At 66.4% G+C, this 18,510-nt stretch carries 18 protein-coding genes; 8 read left to right on the forward strand and 10 right to left on the reverse strand.

The window, feature by feature from the left end; genetic code table 11:
- Nucleotides 1-28: 28 nt before the first annotated feature.
- From ACNFIA_RS00455 to bioB, 8 genes are all read right to left on the reverse strand, one after another.
- Nucleotides 29-1,309 carry a sensor domain-containing diguanylate cyclase gene (locus ACNFIA_RS00455; RefSeq protein ID WP_259758935.1) on the reverse strand — a complete coding sequence of 427 codons (1,281 nt, stop codon included), beginning with the start codon at nt 1,307-1,309 and terminating at the stop codon, nt 29-31.
- 165 nt (nt 1,310-1,474) lie between these two features.
- Nucleotides 1,475-3,280 (reverse strand): phenylacyl-CoA dehydrogenase, encoded by a 1,806-nt coding sequence (locus tag ACNFIA_RS00460; protein WP_259758934.1) that lies wholly within the window; start codon nt 3,278-3,280, stop codon nt 1,475-1,477.
- A 310-nt stretch (nt 3,281-3,590) separates the two neighbouring features.
- A complete protein-coding gene (locus tag ACNFIA_RS00465; protein WP_416782513.1) occupies nt 3,591-3,821 on the reverse strand; it encodes a hypothetical protein in 231 nt (76 codons plus the stop codon).
- Between the two features lie 74 nt (nt 3,822-3,895).
- The gene (gene bioD, locus ACNFIA_RS00470; RefSeq protein ID WP_416782514.1) at nt 3,896-4,579 is read right to left on the reverse strand and encodes a dethiobiotin synthase; all 684 of its coding nucleotides are present in this window, start codon (nt 4,577-4,579) and stop codon (nt 3,896-3,898) included.
- A gap of 96 nt (nt 4,580-4,675) precedes the next feature.
- Nucleotides 4,676-5,479, reverse strand: a complete 804-nt coding sequence (gene bioC / locus ACNFIA_RS00475) for a malonyl-ACP O-methyltransferase BioC (protein ID WP_416782515.1) — start codon at nt 5,477-5,479, stop codon at nt 4,676-4,678.
- Complete coding sequence (locus tag ACNFIA_RS00480) at nt 5,472-6,197, reverse strand: alpha/beta fold hydrolase (RefSeq protein ID WP_416782517.1); 726 nt, start codon at nt 6,195-6,197, stop codon at nt 5,472-5,474. The genes bioC and ACNFIA_RS00480 overlap by 8 nt, the downstream gene beginning before the upstream one ends.
- Nucleotides 6,190-7,395, reverse strand: a complete 1,206-nt coding sequence (bioF, locus tag ACNFIA_RS00485) for an 8-amino-7-oxononanoate synthase (protein ID WP_416782518.1) — start codon at nt 7,393-7,395, stop codon at nt 6,190-6,192. The genes ACNFIA_RS00480 and bioF overlap by 8 nt, the downstream gene beginning before the upstream one ends.
- A gap of 123 nt (nt 7,396-7,518) precedes the next feature.
- Nucleotides 7,519-8,577, reverse strand: a complete 1,059-nt coding sequence (gene bioB / locus ACNFIA_RS00490; protein WP_416782519.1) for a biotin synthase BioB — start codon at nt 8,575-8,577, stop codon at nt 7,519-7,521.
- Nucleotides 8,578-8,819: 242 nt separating this feature from the next.
- Here bioB and ACNFIA_RS00495 point away from each other — a divergent pair, with 242 nt between their 5' ends.
- From ACNFIA_RS00495 to rarD, 7 genes are all read left to right on the forward strand, one after another.
- A complete protein-coding gene (locus ACNFIA_RS00495) occupies nt 8,820-9,113 on the forward strand; it encodes a hypothetical protein (RefSeq protein ID WP_081519671.1) in 294 nt (97 codons plus the stop codon).
- Between the two features lie 39 nt (nt 9,114-9,152).
- Complete coding sequence (locus ACNFIA_RS00500; RefSeq protein WP_416782520.1) at nt 9,153-9,875, forward strand: ComF family protein; 723 nt, start codon at nt 9,153-9,155, stop codon at nt 9,873-9,875.
- A 94-nt stretch (nt 9,876-9,969) separates the two neighbouring features.
- Nucleotides 9,970-10,734, forward strand: a complete 765-nt coding sequence (locus ACNFIA_RS00505) for a TOBE domain-containing protein (RefSeq protein ID WP_259758926.1) — start codon at nt 9,970-9,972, stop codon at nt 10,732-10,734.
- Between the two features lie 120 nt (nt 10,735-10,854).
- A complete protein-coding gene (locus tag ACNFIA_RS00510) occupies nt 10,855-11,235 on the forward strand; it encodes a hypothetical protein (protein WP_416782521.1) in 381 nt (126 codons plus the stop codon).
- A 68-nt stretch (nt 11,236-11,303) separates the two neighbouring features.
- Nucleotides 11,304-12,278, forward strand: a complete 975-nt coding sequence (locus ACNFIA_RS00515; RefSeq protein ID WP_416782522.1) for a serine/threonine protein kinase — start codon at nt 11,304-11,306, stop codon at nt 12,276-12,278.
- Nucleotides 12,279-12,335: 57 nt separating this feature from the next.
- A complete protein-coding gene (locus ACNFIA_RS00520; RefSeq protein ID WP_416782523.1) occupies nt 12,336-13,331 on the forward strand; it encodes a lysozyme inhibitor LprI family protein in 996 nt (331 codons plus the stop codon).
- A gap of 131 nt (nt 13,332-13,462) precedes the next feature.
- Nucleotides 13,463-14,350, forward strand: a complete 888-nt coding sequence (rarD, locus tag ACNFIA_RS00525; RefSeq protein WP_416782524.1) for an EamA family transporter RarD — start codon at nt 13,463-13,465, stop codon at nt 14,348-14,350.
- Nucleotides 14,351-14,997: 647 nt separating this feature from the next.
- Here rarD and ACNFIA_RS00530 read toward each other — a convergent pair.
- Complete coding sequence (locus tag ACNFIA_RS00530) at nt 14,998-15,516, reverse strand: glycine cleavage system protein R (protein WP_416782525.1); 519 nt, start codon at nt 15,514-15,516, stop codon at nt 14,998-15,000.
- Nucleotides 15,517-15,535: 19 nt separating this feature from the next.
- Nucleotides 15,536-15,985: a GNAT family N-acetyltransferase gene (locus ACNFIA_RS00535; RefSeq protein ID WP_416782526.1), complete on the reverse strand. Its 450-nt coding sequence runs from the start codon at nt 15,983-15,985 to the stop codon at nt 15,536-15,538.
- Between the two features lie 294 nt (nt 15,986-16,279).
- Between ACNFIA_RS00535 and ACNFIA_RS00540 the strand changes: the two genes are divergently transcribed.
- The gene (locus tag ACNFIA_RS00540) at nt 16,280-18,457 is read left to right on the forward strand and encodes a malate synthase G (protein ID WP_259758920.1); all 2,178 of its coding nucleotides are present in this window, start codon (nt 16,280-16,282) and stop codon (nt 18,455-18,457) included.
- Nucleotides 18,458-18,510 lie beyond the last annotated feature (53 nt).

Below are 18,510 nucleotides of genomic sequence, written 5' to 3' on the forward strand. Positions count from 1 at the left end.
CTGAATGCGCGGTCATAACGCAGGCCGCTCAGGCGGTGCGCACCGCGCCGCGTCGCGATTGCCCGTGCACCGCCACGCGGTTGCGCCCGCCGCTCTTGGCCGAGTACAGCGCCTCATCGGCGCCCTTGATCACTTCTTCCGGGTTGCGCCGCTCGCCGTCGCGCTCGGCAACGCCGACGCTGATGGTCACCGAGACCGTCTGCGCGTCCTTGCCACCACGCCTGTTGCGGCCCTGGCGGTCGTCCCGCGGTCGGTTGCCACGGTCGCGCAGGTGCATGGCGTACCCCTCGATGGCCTGGCGGACGCCATCGAGGTACGGCAGGCACTGCTCCACCGTCTTGCCGGCGAACACCAGAGTGAATTCCTCGCCGCCATAGCGGTACGCCTTGCCGCCGCCACCGGTGCGGCGCAACTGGCTGGCGACCATGCGCAGCACCTGGTCGCCAACATCATGGCCGTGGCTGTCGTTGAATTTCTTGAAGTGGTCCACGTCGATCATCGCCAGCACGTATTGCTGCCCCAGGCGCTGGAAGCGCTCGTTCAGCGCGCGCCGGCCGGGCAGCCCGGTGAGTTCGTCGCGGAAGGCCATCTGGTAGGCCTCGTGGGCCACCGCGCCGGCCAGGGTGAGCATCACCAGGCTGGTCATCACGGTCAGCGCGTGGGGCAGGATGAACACCTTGGGCAGCATCCACAGCAGTCCGAGCAAGCCCAGCAGTTGCGCGGCGTGCAACGGACGGGGCTGGCGCACGTAGGCTGCCACCAGGGCGATGAAGGCCATCAGGAAGCCGAGGTAGGACAACTGGGCCAGGTTCATCCACTGCCCGTGCAGGGACGGCCAGTAGGTGTCGCTGAGCAGCTCCGCCAGGCCCTGGGGGAAACGCCGGGCCAGCGCCGTGGCAACGCCGACCACGGCGATCAGGCCGGCGCTGCGGGCGAGCAGGTCCTGCAGCATGTGCATGCGTTCCTGCCAGATGCCGTACAGGCCGTAGAGCAGCGGCAACAGCACGCAGCACAGGTGGAACACCAGCGCCGCCTCGGGCATCACCACCCGGTGCGCCTGGAAGTAGTCGACCTGGGTGTCGAGCAGGAAATAGGCGATGTACACCACCGCCAGCATGAACAACTGGCGCTGGCGGCCGTAGACCAGGCACAGCGCGCCGCCGAGCAGGAGCAGCAGGGTCGGCAGCACGTTGAACAGGGAAATGAAGAAGTCAGACAGTTCGCCCAGGGAGCCGGCGGCGATGCCGGCCGGAATCAGCAACAGGGGCGTGAGGAAATGGCTGATCCGGTAAGGGGCCGTGGGTCGCACAGGGGGTTCCGCAAAGTGGGTGCCGGGCTCGCCATTGGTGGATCGGCAAGTGGCGTAATGATGGCATTTTCTGCGGCGATTTGTGTGACTTCGAAGACGAAAAAGCCCGCCTTGCGGCGGGCTCCTTGCTGGTCAGCAGACGGACGGCGAACCGTCCGTGCGCGATCAGTAACCGAGGGCGAAATCTTCCTCGGCCAGGTCCATCAGGTTGTTGGCGCCCGACAGCATGGCACCGACGTGCGCGCGGGTGCGCGGCAGGATGCGCTGGAAGTAGAAGCGCGCGGTCTTCAGCTTGGCCTGGTAGAAGGCCTCTTCGCTGGTACCGGCAGCCAGCTTCTCGGCAGCCAGGCGAGCCATGTCGGCCCAGAAGTAGGCCAGGCAGGCGTAGCCGGAGTACATCAGGTAGTCCACCGACGCGGCACCGACTTCCTCGCGGTCCTTCATGGCGGCCATGCCGACCTTCATGGTCAGCTCGCCCCACTCCTTGTTCAGCGCGGCCAGCGGAGCAACGAACTCCTTCACGGCGTCGTTGGCTTCGTTGGCCTGGCAGAACTTGTGCACGATCTTGGTGAAGCCCTTGAGCGCTTCGCCCTGGGTCATGAGGATCTTGCGGCCCAGCAGGTCCAGCGCCTGAACGCCGGTGGTGCCTTCGTACAGCATGGAGATGCGGCTGTCGCGGACGTTCTGTTCCATGCCGTGCTCGGCGATGAAGCCGTGGCCGCCATAGATCTGCACGCCGTGGTTGGCGGCTTCGAAGCCCACTTCGGTCATGAACGCCTTGGCGATCGGAGTGAGGAAGGCCAGCATCGAGTCAGCGGCTTTCTTCTCTTCTTCGTCCTGGCTGCGCTGGACGATGTCGACCTGCTTGGCGGCGAAGTACAGCATGGCGCGGTTGCCTTCGGCGAAAGCCTTGGCGGTCAGCAGCATGCGGCGTACGTCCGGGTGCACGATGATCGGGTCGGCGGCTTTTTCCGGCGCTTTCGGGCCAGTCAGCGAACGCATCTGCAGACGCTCGCGAGCGTAGGCGATGCCACCCTGGAAACCGATTTCGGCGTGGGCCAGGCCTTGCAGCGCGGTACCCAGGCGAGCGGTGTTCATGAAGGTGAACATGCAGTTCAGGCCCTTGTTCGGCGGGCCGATCAGGAAGCCGGTGGCGGCGTCGAAGTTCATCACGCAGGTCGCGTTGCCGTGGATGCCCATCTTGTGCTCGATGGAGCCACAGGACACGGCGTTGCGCTCGCCCACGTTGCCTTCGGCATTGGGCAGGAACTTCGGCACGATGAACAGCGAGATGCCCTTGGTGCCCTGCGGGGCATCGGGCAGGCGGGCCAGCACGATGTGGACGATGTTGTCGGCCATGTCGTGTTCGCCAGCGGAGATGAAGATCTTGGTGCCGGTGATCTTGTAGGTGCCGTCAGCCTGCGGCTCGGCCTTGGTGCGCAGCATGCCCAGGTCGGTGCCGCAATGCGGTTCGGTCAGGCACATGGTGCCGGTCCACTCGCCGGATACCAGCTTGGTCAGGTAGGTGTGCTGCTGCTCCGGGGTGCCGTGGGCGTGCAGGGTGTTCATGGCGCCGTGGGACAGGCCCGGGTACATGCCCCAGGACCAGTTGGCCTGGCCGACCATCTCGCTGATGGCCAGACCCAGGGATTCGGGAAGACCCTGGCCGCCGTGCTCGACGTCATGGGCCAGGCTCGGCCAGCCGCCTTCGACGAACTGCTGGTAGGCCTCTTTGAAGCCGGTCGGCGTCTTCACGCCTTCGGGGCTCCATTTGCAGCCTTCCAGGTCGCCGGTGCGGTTCAGCGGAGCGATCACCTGTTCGCAGAACTTCGCACCCTCTTCGAGGATGGCGTTGACCATGTCGGGAGTCGCGTCTTGAGCGCCCGGCAGGTTCTGGTAGTGCGCTTCGTAGCCCAGCAGCTCGTCGCGAACGAAACGGATATCACGCAAGGGGGCCTTGTAATCAGGCATAGCGGTAAACCTCTACGAAGGGTTCTGGTTAATGGGCGACCGGTCGCTGCGGTCGCAGTGCGGGAGCATTCCCGGCCGCCCAGTCGGAGCGCGCACGCATCCGGACAGTCAAACAGGCGTTTGAAACATACGTTTACGCCATACCCTTGTCAAGCGTGCAAACCGACCGCCCGGTCACGCTCGCCGGGCGGGTTGCGGGGTCCGCTGGCGGCGACGTCCTGAGGCTAATTAAAGCCCATGGCAGAGCGGCCGGCGTGTCATGAAGACAGCCGGCCGCTGCGCAGGAGTCAGGGGTAGAAAAGGGGTGGGATCAGGCGCGGATATCGATGAGGGTGCCCAGCGTTTCGTCGGCGGCCTGGATGACCTTGGCGTTGGCCTTGACCTCGTGCTCGCCACGGCGCAGGTCGATCAGGCGATCGTTGAGCACTTCGCTGGGCGCATTGCCAGCGGTAGCGATGTCAGTGCTGGCACGGTCGACGCGGCGCTGGCCGCTCTGCACGCCATACAGGCCCGCAGAGAAAGCATTACCGGAGATTTCCATCGCAACGCCTCCACGGCAAAAAGCAGCAAGTGGCCATTATTCAAGCAGACGCCGCCTGCCAGGCCAAGGGCCGGTTACAAATCCAGGATACCCAGGTCCAGGTGCGCAGCCACCGCCGCCGGCGTCGCCCGGGCCAGGCGCGGTACGCGCCCCACGCAGGGTGCCGGCAGGCGCTCGGCGAGGGTGGCGAGGTTTTCTTCCAGGCGGGACGTCTGCGGATCGACGATATTCGCCACCCAGCCGGCCAGCGGCAGGCCGTCGCGCTGGATCGCCTCGGCGCTGAGCACCGCGTGGTTGATGCAGCCCAGGCGCACGCCCACCACCAGGATCACCGGCAGTTGCAGGGCGATGGCGAGGTCGGAGAGGTTTTCTTCCCCGGCCAGCGGCACCCGCCAGCCGCCGGCGCCTTCGACCAGGGTGAAATCGGCGCCCAGGTCCAGCACCGAACACACCGGGGCCTGAAGTGCTTCCACCGTCAGCTTCACGCCTTGCTCGCTGGCGGCGAGGTGCGGGGCGATGGCCGGCTCGAAGGCGAAGGGGTTCACCTGCCCATAGGCCAGCGGCAGGCTGCACTCGCCCAGCAGCGCCAGCGCGTCGGAGTTGCGCAGACCATCGGGGCTGCGCTCGCAGCCGGACGCCACCGGCTTGGCCGCCGCAGTGGACAACCCGGCCAGCCGCGCCGCATGCAGCAGGCCGGCGGCGATGGTGGTCTTGCCGATTTCGGTGTCGGTGCCGGTGATGAAGTAGGCGTGGGGCATGGTTTTCCTCTGGTGCTCTTCGTAGGAGCGCGCTTGCTCGCGAACGGGACTCGCCGGCAGCACCAGAGCTGGGCGGGTTCGCGAGCAAGCTCGCTCCTACACGGGACAGTTCTTGCGCAGGACGGCGTAAACCACCCGGTAGGTCGCCGGCAGCCCCGCGGGCTGGCGGAAGCGCTCGTAGGCGGCGATCAGCGCGCGCACCCGCTCGCGCCCGGTGAGGCCATCGGGCCGGCCGGGGTTGAGGTTGTGCGCGCCGAGCGCCTTGAGTTCATGGGTCAGGCTGCGCAGGTCGGGGAAGTGCAGGACACGGTCCTCGGTGCGCAGCTCCAGCACTTCCAGGCCGCTGGCCGCGCAGTGCTGCTGGTACTGCTCGAACGCGCGGAAGCGGTTCACGTGGACGAAACCGTCCACCGCCTCCCAGCTCTGCCGCAGTTCGCCCAGGGTGCCGATGCACAGGCTGCTGAATGCCGCGACGCCCCCGGGGCGCAGCACGCGGCGCGCTTCGCCCAGCACCGCTGGCAGGTCAGCGCACCACTGGATAGCCAGGCTGGAGAACAGCAGGTCGACGGCACCGTCGCGCAGCGGCAACCGCTCGGCGTCGCCGCCGATGAAGTGCTGTGCGCCGCCCTGCTCGCGGGCGTGGCGCAGCATGCCCTCTGCGATGTCGACGGACAGGCCCAGCGCCTGTGGATAACGCGCCGCGAGGGCGCGGGTGAAATAACCGGTGCCGCTGCCCAGGTCGATCCAGCGCTGCGGCGCAGCCTGCGCCGGCAGCAGCTCGAGCAGCCGGCTGCCGACGGCGCGCTGCAACTCCGCCACCGCGTCGTAGGTCGACGCTGCGCGGGAGAATGAGGCGGCTACCTGGCGTTTGTCGGGCAGCGCGCTGCTGCAATCAGCCATCGTCGCCCTCGTGGATGAACCTCAGGATGGCGCTCGCCACCTCGTCCGGCTGCTCCAACGGCAGGCCGTGGCTGGCGCCGGGGAGCACGCTCACCTCGACGTCCGGCAGCCACTCGAGCAACGCCTCGGCGGCGCTGGCCGGCACCAGCGCATCGTTGGCGGCGAACAGGTGCAGCTGCGGGCCGGGATAGCGGCTGAGCGCGGCGCGGGTGTCGAGCTGCCCCAGCAGTTGCAGGCCGGCAGTCAGGCCTTCGACATTGAGTTGCGGCAGCGCCACCTGCAGTTGCCGCGCCAGCGTGCGGGCATCGCGCGCGCCCTGGCTGACCAGCACCGTGAAGCGCTTGCGCACCAGGTGCGGCTCCAGCAGGAAGGCCTCGAAGAAATCCTCGAAGACGTCTTCGGCCATGGCCTGCGGCCAGTCCTCGCGGCGGCGGAAACACGGGTTGCTGGCGAGCGTCACCAGCCCGCGGCAGGACTCGCCGCGGCGCGCCGCCAGTTCGGCGCCGAGCATGCCGCCCAGCGACCAGCCGGCAATCCAGGCGTCGTGGGCGACGTTGTCGTCCAGCTCGTCGAGCCAGGCGTTCGGCTCGGCATCCGCCGGCAGCGGCTCGATCTGCACGTTCAAGTGCGGCGCCTGTTCCAGCAGCGCATCGCGCAGCGGTTCCAGCGGCGCACTGCCCAGGCCCCACCCCGGCAGCAGGATCAGTTGGTCACGCATCATCGCCCTCCTCGGCATCGATCTCTGCCAGAAGGCTAGACGACACGCGCTGCCAGCTGTCGGCGAGCGCCTGGAGCAGGCGGTCCACCTGCGCCTCGGTGTGCGAGGCGGACAAGGTCACGCGCAGGCGCGCCGTACCGGCCGGGACGGTGGGCGGGCGGATCGCGCCGACGAGGATGCCGCGCTGGCGCAACTCGGCGGACAACGCCATGGCCTGGGCGCTGCCGCCGATGAGGATCGGCTGGATCGGCGTCGGGCTGTCCATCAGGCTCAGGCCGATGGCGCGGGCGCCGGCGCGGAAGCGCGCGATCAGCGCGTTCAGGTGGTCGCGGCGCCAGCCCTCGGCGCGCAGCAGCGCCAGGCTTTTGAGCGTGGCGCAGGCCACGGCGGGCGGCTGGCTGGTGGTGTAGATGTAGGGTCGGGCGAACTGGATCAGCGTTTCGATCAGCTCCTCGCTGCCGGCCACGAAGGCGCCGGCGGTGCCGAAGGCCTTGCCGAGGGTGCCGACCAATACCGGCACGTCGTCGAGCCCCAGGCCGAAGTGCTCGACGATCCCGCCTCCGTTCGCGCCCAGCGAGCCAAAGCCGTGGGCGTCGTCGACCATCACCCAGGCGTTCTTTTCCCGGGCCGCGGCGCACAGCGCAGGCAGGTCGGCGAGGTCGCCGTCCATGCTGAACACGCCATCGGTGACCACCAGCGTGTTGCCGTCGGCCTTCTCCAGGCGCGACGCGAGGCTGCCGGCGTCGTTGTGCAGGTAGCGGGAGAAACGCGCACCCGACAGCAGGCCGGCGTCCAACAGCGAGGCATGGTTGAGGCGGTCTTCCAGCACGCTGTCGCCCTTGCCGACGAGGGCCGTGACGGTGCCGAGGTTGGCCATGTAGCCGGTGGAGAACAGCAGCGCGCGCGGGCGGCCGGTGAACTCGGCGAGGGCCAGTTCCAGCTCGTGGTGCGGGCCGCAATGACCGTTGACCAGATGCGAGGCGCCACCGCCGACGCCCCAGCGCTCGGCGCCGGCACGCATTGCGGCGATCACCTCGGGGTGATTGGCCAGGCCCAGGTAATCGTTGGAACAGAAGGCCAGCATCGGCTGGCCATCGATGACCACCTCCGGCGCCTGCGGCGATTGCAGCAGCGGGCGACGGCGGTAGAGATCGTCCGCCTGGCGCTGGGCCAGGCGGGCGGCGAGATCGAAAGACATACGCAACCCCGTGTCGGCGGTAGAGCTTTGTAGGAGCGAGCTTGCTCGCGAACCGCCCCGTACTGTGCAGCCGGAAAAGCGTTCGCGAGCGAGCTCGCTCCTACAGGAAGACGAGCCGCTCTATCAGGCCGAAGCGGCGTTATAGAACAGCTGGGAATCGCGTTGCTCCACCAGCGCCTGCTCGATGGCGGCCTGGTGCACCTCGTCGGCGTGCTCCTCGCGCTCCTCGGGCTTGATGCCTAAGCGGGCGAACAGCTGCATGTCCTTCTCGGCCTGCGGGTTGGCGGTGGTCAGCAGCTTCTCGCCGTAGAAGATCGAGTTGGCGCCGGCCATGAAGGCCAGGGCCTGCATCTGCTCGTTCATCTGTTCGCGGCCGGCGGACAGGCGCACGTGGGACTTCGGCATCATGATGCGGGCGACCGCCAGGGTGCGGATGAAGTCGAACGGATCGACGTCCTTCTCCTCGGCCAGCGGGGTGCCCTTGACCTTGACCAGCATGTTGATCGGCACCGATTCGGGGTGCTCGGGCAGGTTGGCCAGCTGGATCAGCAGGCCGGCGCGGTCGTCCACCGACTCGCCCATGCCCAGGATGCCGCCGGAGCAGATCTTCATCCCCGCCTCGCGCACGTACGCCAGGGTCTGCAGGCGCTCGCCGTAGGTACGGGTGGTGATGATGTTGCCGTAGAACTCCGGCGAGGTATCGAGGTTGTGGTTGTAGTAGTCCAGGCCCGCTTCGGCCAGCGCCTGGGTCTGCTCCTGGTCCAGGCGCCCCAGGGTCATGCAGGTTTCCAGACCGAGCTTCTTCACGCCCTTGACCATTTCCAGCACGTACGGCATGTCCTTGGCGGACGGGTGCTTCCAGGCGGCGCCCATGCAGAAGCGCGTCGAGCCGATGGCCTTGGCTTGGGCTGCGGCTTCCAGCACCTTCTGCACCTCCATCAGCTTTTCCTTGTCCAGGCCGGTGTTGTAGTGGCCGGACTGCGGGCAATATTTGCAGTCTTCGGGGCAGGCGCCGGTCTTGATCGACAGCAGGGTGGACACCTGCACGCGGTTCGGGTCGAAGTGCGCGCGGTGCACGGTCTGTGCCTGGAACAGCAGGTCGTTGAAGGGCTGTTCGAACAGGGCACGGACCTCGGCAAGGGTCCAGTCGTGGCGGGTTACGTGGGCTGCGGTGGCACTCATCGGCAAAATCCTTCGACGCTTGGGGGCGCCTCTTGTCCAGGGTGCCCCGGCGGCGCGCCACCGGGGGAAATCAGGCTCAAGGCATCATATGTGGAGCTGTGACGCTGTCAACCTCTCTCGCGACACAGGTCGACAAGTGATCACTTATTAACCAGTCGATAGTTTCCCTCAGCGCGCACGGCTGAACCGATACGGCCCGTTGCCGCTCCAATCAGACAGAACACTCAGGAGTCATACCCCAGATGGGAACCGAAGGATTCTTCGACGGCCTTGGCCAGATGGTCGGCAAGGCCATCCGCTTCATCGTCGATCTGCTGTCGGGCGTGCTCGGCGGCCTGTGGCGCGCCATGGACGACTTCTTCCACGGCCTGGCGCGGGCTGTGGGAATCGACGTCTCGATCTTCAGCTTCGTCCTGCTCTTCATCGGCCTGCTGCTGCTCTACAGTGGCATCCGCGCCTTCCTGCGGCGCTCGATCTTCGGCGGTCTGATCTGGACGGTGCTGGGTCTGGTGGTCCTGAGCTGGCTGATTCACTGAGCCGCTCGCCCCGAGCGGCACCGCCCCTGGAGGGGCGGAATGCGGTGGCTGGATTGGCGCCCGGTCTGGTGGCGCCCTCGCGTGCAATGCCTGTTGTGCGGCGCGGCGGCCGAGCAGGCCGCGCTGCCGCTCTGCGCCGGTTGCGATGACGACCTGCCCTGGCTCGCCGGGCACTGCGCGAGGTGCGCGCTGCCCCTGCCTGCCCCGGGGCTGACCTGCGGCCAGTGCCTGCGCCGGCCACCGGCCTTCCATCGCGTCGAAACGCCCCTGCGCTACGCCTTCCCCGTCGACGCGCTGATCACCCGCTTCAAGCACCAGGCCAATGCGCCGCTGGGACGCTTGCTCGGCCAGTTGCTCGAACGCCACCTGCTGCATGCCTATGAAGAAGGACTGCCGCGCCCCGACCGGCTTATCCCCGTGCCCCTTTCCCGCCGACGCCAACGCCAGCGCGGCTTCAACCAGGCGCAGTTGCTGGCCGACTGGCTCGCCGCGCCACTGGACCTGCCGGTGGACGCCCGGCTCGTAGTGCGCACCCAGGACACCCCGGCCCAGCAGGGCCTGGACGCCGCCACGCGCAAGCGCAACCTGCGCAGCGCCTTCGCCCTGGCCGCCGGCGCGGAGGTAGCCGGCCTGCACCTCGCGCTGGTGGACGACGTGCTGACCACCGGCGCCACCGCCGAACGCATCGCCCGCCTGCTGCGCCGCGCCGGGGCGCGACAGGTCGACGTGTACTGCCTGGCGCGCACGCCCGCCCCGCAATAGTCGACCGCTGGGCCACAATCCCGGCATCTGCCCCTTGCGTTTTGCACGCCAGCGACGGAGCCTCGGGCGATACCAATAAGCACCCGCGAAACCAATGACCACCCTGAGCCTGTTGACCCAACACGTTACCCGCCGCCCCCAGCGCATCGCCCTCCTGGCGCAGATCGCCCAGCTCGGCTCGATCACCCACGCAGCCAAGGCCGCCGGGATGAGCTACAAGACCGCCTGGGACGCCATCGACGAACTGAACAACCTGTCCGAACGACCGCTCGTGGAACGCAGCGTCGGCGGCAAGGGCGGCGGCGGTGCGCGCCTGACCGCCGAGGGCGAGCGCCTGCTGGCGCTGTACCAGCGGCTGGAGGCCCTGCGCGAACACATCGTCGAGCACGTCGAGCACCAGGCCGACCTGGAGCTGATCGGCCGCCTGATGATGCGCACCAGCGCGCGCAACCAGCTGCACGGGCGCGTCGTCGCGGTCGAGCCGTCGGGCCTCAACGACCTGATCGGCATCGAATTGCCCGGCGGCTCGCGCATCCAGGCGCGGGTCACCCGGGAAAGCACCGAGAAGCTGGAGCTGACTGCCGGCATGCCGGTGGTGGCCCTGATGAAGGCCGGCTGGCTCTATGTCGATCTGCCGCACATTCCGTGTCCGGATGGACTTAACGCGCTGGAAGGTCATATCGACGACATCCGCGAAGCCGACGACGGCCCCAGCGAAGTGCGCATCCAGTTGCCCAGCGGGCAGATGCTCTGCGCCCTGACCGACCCGGAGCGCATCGCGATTCTCGGCCTGAAAGCCGGCTCGGCGGTGCGCGCGCAGTTCTCGCCGGCGCAGGTCATCCTCGGCACGCCGCTTTAAGCTGCCGCCACTGGAGTTTCCCTGCCTCATATCAAGCCCGGCGGCGCTGCGCCGCGCTCCAATAAGCGCCGGAGCCCCGTCCGGGTCGGACGGGGCCGTCGGTCAACCGGAGCTCCCACCATGCGCCGTCCCCTCGCGATTCTCGCCCTGCCGTTTCTGCTTTCCCTGCCGCTGGCCAGCCAGGCCGGCCCCGACGTGCTGCGGGTCGGCGCCAGCCAAGAGCTGATGCCGACGCTGGAAACGCTGGTGGACCAGTACCAGATCGACACCCACAACAAGGTCCTGCTGATCGGCGGCGCCGAGGCTGAACTGGCCGAGCAGGTCCGCCAGGGCACCCCCTACGACCTGCTGCTGACGCCGCTGCACAGCACCGAAAGGCAGGCCCAGCCGCTGACCTGCAACGGCCGCGCGATGCAGAAGCTGACCCTGGTGAAGGGCGAGCGCCGGGCGCTGGCGACGGACTTCGTCGACTACCTGGGCAAACACTGCATCGACCGCTGAGGCGGCAGCGCACCCAACGGGGGCGGACTGGGTACACTAGACAGCTTTACCACTGCCGGAACGTCGCCATGTCCCATCCCTTTTCCGACCTCACCCCCGATCTGGTGCTGGATGCGGTGGAAAGCATCGGTTTCCTCAGCGACGCCCGCGTACTCGCGCTCAACAGCTACGAGAACCGCGTCTACCAGGTCGGTATCGAGGACAGCGAACCGCTGATCGCCAAGTTCTACCGCCCCGGGCGCTGGAGCACCGAAGCGATCCTCGAGGAACACGCCTTCTCCGCCGAACTGGCCGAGTGCGAAGTCCCGGTGGTCGCGCCGCTGATGCACGAGGGCAAGACGCTTTTCGAACACGCCGGTTTCCGCTTCACCCTGTTCCCGCGCCGCGGCGGCCGCGCGCCGGAGCCGGGCAACCTCGACCAGCTCTATCGCCTCGGCCAGTTGCTCGGCCGCCTGCACGCCGTGGGCGCCAACCGCCCGTTCGCGCACCGCGAGGCGCTGACCCCGCAGAACTTCGGCCATGAGTCCCTGGCCACCCTGCTGGAAGGAAACTTCGTTCCCAAGAGCCTGCTGCCGGCCTATGAATCCGTGGCGCGCGACCTGCTGAAAAAGATCGACGAGCTCTACGCCCGCGTGAAGTACACGCCCATTCGCCTGCATGGCGATTGCCACCCCGGCAACCTGCTGTGCCGTGACGACACCTTCCACGTCGTCGACCTCGACGACTGCCGCATGGGCCCGGCGGTGCAGGACCTGTGGATGATGCTTGCCGGCGAGCGCCAGGAGCGTCTCGGGCAGCTGTCGGAACTGGTCGATGGCTACCAGGAATTCCACGACTTCGACCCGCGCGAACTGCCGCTGATCGAGGGCCTGCGCGCCCTGCGCCTGATGCACTACAGCGCCTGGCTGGCGCGGCGCTGGGACGACCCGGCGTTTCCACCGAGCTTCCCCTGGTTCGGCAGCGAGCGGTACTGGGGCGAACAGGTGCTGGTGCTGCGCGAGCAGCTGGCGGCGCTGGATGAGGAGCCGTTGCGGCTGTTCTGATTTCTCCGTGCCAACGCAGGGATGCTCGGCACTGATTCTCTTCAAGGAGGACGCGTCATGAACCTGTTACACCTTCCCTTAATCACCTGCCTGTCGATCACACTTTCGTCGGCGCTGGCCGCCAGTTTTGACTGCCAGAAAGCCAACACGCCGACGGAACAAGCCATCTGTGCAAACGATGATCTTTCGGCTCTCGATGAGCAATTGAGCCTGACTTACCGCGCTCATTTGGGCAGCCCCGAGCTGGATCCGGGACAACTGAAGAAAGCCCAACGCAGTTGGCTGCGAAACACCCGGCAACGCTGCGAAGCCGCCGACGCCATTTCCGAGTGTTTGAGCGACGCTTACCGCGAGCGCATCGAGGGATTGGGTCCGGGGACCGGCGCCGATGCCCAAGGCCACGATTGGAAAAAGGCGTTAAGGATTACTCACGCCGCGCCGGGCTATGACTTCCTACTCGACATGCAGCCCTGCGCCGAGCAGACCTGCGAGGGGCCAGCCTATCTCGGCATCCAGCACACCGGCAGCAATGAGGTCGCACAGGCGATGTACCTGCCCAATGTTTTTCTTACCCGGCAGGAGAATGGCGAACCACTGGTGAACTCGGCCAGGCGTTACGATTACCAGGGCGTGATCAATGCAGGTGACTTCAACTTCGATGGCCTGCCGGATTTTGCAGTGCAGAACGGCAACCGCGGCCCGTACGGCGGCCCGAGCTATGACGTGTTTCTCTTTGACGTGGCGCACCAGCGTTTTATCTACAGCCCGGAACTGAGTGCGCTGACGCTGGAAAACCTGGGTTTTTTCGATATCGATGGCAAGCGCAAGCGGCTGATTACGTTCTCCAAGAGCGGCTGTTGCTACCACGAGATGAGCGAATACGTGGTGGAGGCCAATCAACCGATCGAAGTGAAACGTGAGATAGAGGACGCTGCAGGCGGCAGTGGGAATCCTGAGATGGTCCTGCTGAGTACTGAAGAGCTGGTCAATGGCAAATGGAAGACTACGTCATCGCGCCAGGTGCCCTTCAAGGAAATGTACGGTGGCCAGTAATGCGGCGTAACGGCATCGTTACGCACATTCGCCCGCACCGCCGCGACATCCACCGCGGCGGCACAGACAATCCCACCCGAGCGCCCTAGAATTGTGCAGCCACTCATTAGCTGCCTAACCAAGGATGTTCCATGGCCACCGCCAATCCCCGCCGGGGCTACGCCCTGGGCTTGACTGCCTATGTCATCTGGGGGCTCTTCCCGATCTACTTCAAGCTGCTCGAACGCATCCCCGCACTGGAAATCATCACCCACCGGGCCATCTGGTCGGCGGTGTTCGGCGCCCTGCTCCTGCTGGTGTGGAAGCACCCCGGCTGGTGGCGCGAGCTGCGCGAGAACCCCAAGCGCCTCGCCGTGCTCACCGCCAGCGGCCTGCTGATCGCCAGCAACTGGCTGGTGTACGTCTGGGCGGTGAACAACGGCCACATGATCGAGGCCAGCCTGGGCTACTACGTCAACCCGCTGGTCAACGTGTTGCTCGGCCTGGTGATCCTGCGCGAGCGCCTGCGCCCGTTGCAGTGGCTCGCCGTCGCGCTGGCGGCGCTGGGCGTGGCGCAGCAGGTATGGCAACTGGGCAGCCTGCCCTGGGTATCGCTGGCGCTGGCGCTGACCTTCGGCTTCTACGGCCTGATCCGCAAGCAGGCACCGGTGGCCGCCCTGCCGGGGCTGGTGGTGGAAACCTGGATCCTGCTGCCGCTGGCGATCGGCTACCTCGTGCTGTTCGCCGACGGCCCCAGCGTGCATGCGGACTTCTGGACCACCAAGGACGCGATCTGGCTGGCCGCTGCCGGCCCGATCACCCTGGTGCCGCTGGTCTGCTTCAACGCCGCCGCGCGGCACCTGCCCTACGCCACGCTCGGCTTCCTCCAGTACCTGGCGCCGACCCTGGTGCTATTGCAGGCGATCCTGCTGTTCGGCGAGCACCTGGACAGTGCGCGGCTGATCTCCTTCGGCTGCATCTGGCTGGGCCTGGTGGTGTACAGCGTGGACATCTGGTATCGCCTGTCCCGCGGCGACTGATCATTAACTGATCCACTGCCTGCACGCCTCGCCATCCGTGGCCTGCAGGCAGTCACCCGCAGATTGTCCACAGCTCTATCCCGCGATTGCGGGGATAACGGCCGTTTCGTCCACAGGCCGCCGCCCCGCGCCGCTCTTCCTGCAGCCTGGCCCGCCCGCGGAGAGTGAACTGATCAATATTCGATCATACCCACGGAAGCCCCGCCACTTCTCGCCTGAAGAGACTTTCCCCGAGCTTTTCCACAGGCTGATCCCCGCTGAGTGTGGATGGCGCGACGTCGCCCGCTCAGAAAGTGGACAACCCGCTGAATGCCAGATTCAGTCTGGCCTACAGCGTTTCATCAACGGCTTCTCCACAGACTCTTCCCGTGGTTTTGTGCACAGCGCCTGTGACGCTCGGAACCTTGAAATCGCCTCGGTCACGCTGTACAGAAAACGACCAAATCACTGGAAGCCACGGTACCAGAAGGCTTCAGCCACTTATCAACAGAATGCCCACGGTGCGATCCCCGCTATCTGTGCACAGCGGTGCTGATACGAGTGGATAACCGGACGAGCCTGCACCCTAGATAAAACGGGCCATCTGTCGAACCATCAACAGAGAGCCCACAGGTTTTTCCACAAGACACGCCCTTACAGCGGAAGGATCATTCTCCGCTGTGGAAATTCAGCTCGACCATCAGGTCGTCCGCCAATGCCTCGAGTTTCTGCTGCAGGGTGTCCAGCGGCAGGGTCAGGGGCACTGCGAGTAACGCTTCGGCATGGAACAGCGGCTCGCTGCTCATCGGCGCCGGCAGCACCTCGGTGGTCAGGCTCTCCAGGTTCACGCCGTGCTCGGCCAGTAACTGGGTGATGTCACGGACGATGCCGGGGCGATCGTTCCCCACCAGGTCGAGGTGGATCGGCTCCCAGTTGCAGGCCGGCTCGATGCCGCTTTCGGCCAGCAGCACGCGGATGCCGTGCTCGCTCAGCTCCTGCAGGCCTTCCACCAGTTCGTCATAGCCCTCGGCGGGCACCGCCACGCGGAGAATCCCGGCGAACTGTCCGGCCATGCGCGACATGCGGCTTTCCAGCCAGTTGCCGCCGTGGGCGGCGATGCATTTGGCCACGCGCTCCACCAGACCGGGCTGGTCCTGGGCGATGACGGTCAATACGAGGTGGTCCATGAGCAGTCTCCGCGAAGAGTTAGGCCGTGAGGTCCAGCCAGTAGGTGTAGAACGTGTCGTCCCGCTTGTAGCCCAGGCGCTCGTAGAGCGACTGGCCGGCGTGGTTGGTCTTCGCCGTCTCCAGCATCAGGCCGCAGGCGCCGCTGCTCTGGGCATGGGCGCGAGCGGCGTTCATCAGCGCTTCGCCATAGCCGTCGCGGCGCGCGGCGGGGAGCACGTAGAGGTCGCTGACCAGCCAGGCAGCCTGCAGCGCCAGGGACGCGAAGAACGGATACAGCTGCACGAAGCCGACCGCCAGCCCGTCGATGCTGCGGGCGATGTACACCGTGGATTCGCCGCTGCCGATGCGCGCGCCGAGGAACTCGCGGATCTTCGCGTGGGGTGCGGGCACCTCGTAGAAATCGAGGTAGCCGGAAAACAGCAGCACCAGGTCGTCCAGATCGGTGGGGGTGGCAAGCGTCACGGACATGCGGGATTCTCCAACAGGGAAAACGCAGTATAGGCACGGCGAGGTCAGCCGGCTGCGACGGGCTGCCACAGGTACCCGGCGCGACAATCCGTGTACAGTTTTAAGATTTATCTGGAACAATCCAGATAATATTTGCGAACATATGACCTGCTACGTGACTGATATGCGTACTTTGGTCTAACCGCGACGCTAGCCCACTGATTTTTCCCACGGCATCATGTAGTATTCCGCGGCTCGGACTACAAGGCGTTTTGCCTGTGTCCAGAGCTGGTCCTGAGCAGAGTGAGGCAAGCAATGACTGAACGCGTTCAAGTCGGTGGCCTGCAGGTCGCCAAAGTCCTTTTCGACTTCGTCAACAACGAAGCCATTCCCGGCACCGGCATTGACGCTGGCAAGTTCTGGGCAGGTGTCGAAACCGTAATCAATGACCTGGCCCCCAAGAACAAGGCCCTGCTCGCCAAGCGCGACGAGATTCAGGCGAAGATCGACGGCTGGCACCAGGCCCGCGCCGGCAAGCCGCATGACGCCGCCGCCTACAAGGCCTTCCTGCAGGAAATCGGCTACCTGCTGCCCGAACCGGCCGACTTCCAGGCCAGCACCCAGAACGTCGACGAGGAAATCGCCCGCATGGCCGGCCCGCAGCTGGTGGTGCCGGTGATGAACGCGCGCTTCGCCCTGAACGCCGCCAACGCCCGCTGGGGCTCGCTGTACGATGCCCTCTACGGCACCGACGCGATCAGCGAAGAGAACGGCGCCGAGAAGGGCAAGGGCTACAACAAGGTCCGCGGTGACAAGGTGATCGCCTTCGCCCGCGCCTTCCTCGATGAAGCCGCCCCGCTGGAAACCGGCTCCCACGTCGACGCCACCGCCTATGTAGTGAAGAACGGCGCGCTGGCCGTGACCCTGAACAACGGCAGCGAGACCGGCCTGAAGAACGCCGCGCAGTTCCTCGCCTTCCAGGGCGAAGCCGCCAAGCCCAAGGCCGTGCTGCTCAAGCACAACGGCCTGCACTTCGAAATCCAGATCGACCCCACCAGCCCGATCGGCCAGACCGACGCCGCTGGCGTGAAAGACGTCCTGATGGAATCCGCGCTGACCACCATCATGGACTGCGAAGACTCCGTGGCCGCCGTCGATGCCGACGACAAGGTCGTGGTCTACCGCAACTGGCTGGGCCTGATGAAAGGCGACCTCGCCGAGCAGGTTTCCAAGGGCGGCACGACCTTCACCCGCACCATGAACCCGGACCGCGTCTACACCCGGGCCGATGGTTCCGAGCTGAGCCTGCACGGCCGCTCCCTGCTGTTCGTGCGCAACGTCGGCCACCTGATGACCAACCCGGCGATCCTCGACGCCCAGGGCAACGAAGTACCCGAAGGCATCCAGGACGGCCTGTTCACCAGCCTGATCGCCATTCACAACCTGAACGGCAGCGCGACCCGCAAGAACAGCCGCACCGGCAGCGTGTACATCGTCAAGCCGAAGATGCACGGCCCGGAAGAAGTCGCCTTCGCCGCCGAGATCTTCAGCCGCGTCGAGGACCTGCTGGGCCTGCCGCGCAACACGCTGAAAGTCGGCATCATGGACGAAGAGCGCCGCACCACCGTCAACCTGAAGGCCTGCATCAAGGCCGCCGCCGAGCGCGTGGTGTTCATCAACACCGGCTTCCTCGACCGCACCGGTGACGAGATCCACACCTCCATGGAAGCCGGCGCCATGGTGCGCAAGGGCGCCATGAAGACCGAGAAGTGGATCGGTTCCTACGAGAACAACAACGTCGACGTGGGCCTCGCCACCGGCCTGCAGGGCAAGGCGCAGATCGGCAAGGGCATGTGGGCCATGCCCGACCTGATGGCCGCCATGCTCGAGCAGAAGATCGCTCACCCGCTGGCCGGCGCCAACACCGCCTGGGTGCCGTCGCCGACCGCCGCCACCCTGCACGCGTTGCACTACCACAAGGTCGACGTGTTCGCCCGCCAGGCCGAACTGGCCAAGCGCGCGCCGGCGTCGGTGGACGACATCCTGACCATTCCGCTCGCCCCCAATACCAACTGGAGCGCGGAAGAGATCAAGAACGAGCTGGACAACAACGCCCAGGGCATCCTCGGCTACGTGGTCCGCTGGATCGACCAGGGCGTCGGCTGCTCCAAGGTGCCGGACATCAACGACGTCGGCCTGATGGAAGACCGCGCCACCCTGCGCATCTCCAGCCAGCTGCTGGCCAACTGGCTGCGCCACGGCGTGGTGACCCAGGAGCAGGTGCTGGAAAGCCTCAAGCGCATGGCTTCGGTGGTGGATCGCCAGAACGCCGGTGACGCCCAATACCGCCCGATGGCGCCGAACTTCGACGACAACGTGGCCTTCCAGGCCGCGCTGGAGCTGGTCCTCGAAGGCACCAAGCAGCCCAACGGCTACACCGAGCCGGTCCTGCACCGCCGCCGCCGCGAGTTCAAGGCCAAGAACGGCCTGTAAGCACGTCGCGCCGCGTTGAAGAAACCGCCCTCCGGGGCGGTTTTTTTATGTCC

It is taken from the genome of Pseudomonas sp. NY15437 (assembly GCF_048068435.1).
GTDB classification, from domain to species: domain Bacteria; phylum Pseudomonadota; class Gammaproteobacteria; order Pseudomonadales; family Pseudomonadaceae; genus Pseudomonas; species Pseudomonas nitroreducens_B.

What these genes read in the sequence shown, in the direction of transcription:
- ACNFIA_RS00505 (WP_259758926.1), top strand. Translation starts at nt 9,970, where the DNA reads ATGACCACCCTGAGCCTGTTGACCCAACACGTTACCCGCCGCCCCCAG.
- bioC (WP_416782515.1), bottom strand. Translation starts at nt 5,479, where the DNA reads ATGGCTGATTGCAGCAGCGCGCTGCCCGACAAACGCCAGGTAGCCGCC.
- bioF (WP_416782518.1), bottom strand. Translation starts at nt 7,395, where the DNA reads ATGTCTTTCGATCTCGCCGCCCGCCTGGCCCAGCGCCAGGCGGACGAT.
- ACNFIA_RS00465 (WP_416782513.1), bottom strand. Translation starts at nt 3,821, where the DNA reads ATGGAAATCTCCGGTAATGCTTTCTCTGCGGGCCTGTATGGCGTGCAG.
- ACNFIA_RS00535 (WP_416782526.1), bottom strand. Translation starts at nt 15,985, where the DNA reads ATGTCCGTGACGCTTGCCACCCCCACCGATCTGGACGACCTGGTGCTG.
- ACNFIA_RS00510 (WP_416782521.1), top strand. Translation starts at nt 10,855, where the DNA reads ATGCGCCGTCCCCTCGCGATTCTCGCCCTGCCGTTTCTGCTTTCCCTG.
- ACNFIA_RS00495 (WP_081519671.1), top strand. Translation starts at nt 8,820, where the DNA reads ATGGGAACCGAAGGATTCTTCGACGGCCTTGGCCAGATGGTCGGCAAG.
- ACNFIA_RS00540 (WP_259758920.1), top strand. Translation starts at nt 16,280, where the DNA reads ATGACTGAACGCGTTCAAGTCGGTGGCCTGCAGGTCGCCAAAGTCCTT.
- ACNFIA_RS00530 (WP_416782525.1), bottom strand. Translation starts at nt 15,516, where the DNA reads ATGGACCACCTCGTATTGACCGTCATCGCCCAGGACCAGCCCGGTCTG.
- bioB (WP_416782519.1), bottom strand. Translation starts at nt 8,577, where the DNA reads ATGAGTGCCACCGCAGCCCACGTAACCCGCCACGACTGGACCCTTGCC.
- ACNFIA_RS00460 (WP_259758934.1), bottom strand. Translation starts at nt 3,280, where the DNA reads ATGCCTGATTACAAGGCCCCCTTGCGTGATATCCGTTTCGTTCGCGAC.
- ACNFIA_RS00500 (WP_416782520.1), top strand. Translation starts at nt 9,153, where the DNA reads ATGCGGTGGCTGGATTGGCGCCCGGTCTGGTGGCGCCCTCGCGTGCAA.
- ACNFIA_RS00480 (WP_416782517.1), bottom strand. Translation starts at nt 6,197, where the DNA reads ATGCGTGACCAACTGATCCTGCTGCCGGGGTGGGGCCTGGGCAGTGCG.
- rarD (WP_416782524.1), top strand. Translation starts at nt 13,463, where the DNA reads ATGGCCACCGCCAATCCCCGCCGGGGCTACGCCCTGGGCTTGACTGCC.
- bioD (WP_416782514.1), bottom strand. Translation starts at nt 4,579, where the DNA reads ATGCCCCACGCCTACTTCATCACCGGCACCGACACCGAAATCGGCAAG.
- ACNFIA_RS00520 (WP_416782523.1), top strand. Translation starts at nt 12,336, where the DNA reads ATGAACCTGTTACACCTTCCCTTAATCACCTGCCTGTCGATCACACTT.
- ACNFIA_RS00515 (WP_416782522.1), top strand. Translation starts at nt 11,304, where the DNA reads ATGTCCCATCCCTTTTCCGACCTCACCCCCGATCTGGTGCTGGATGCG.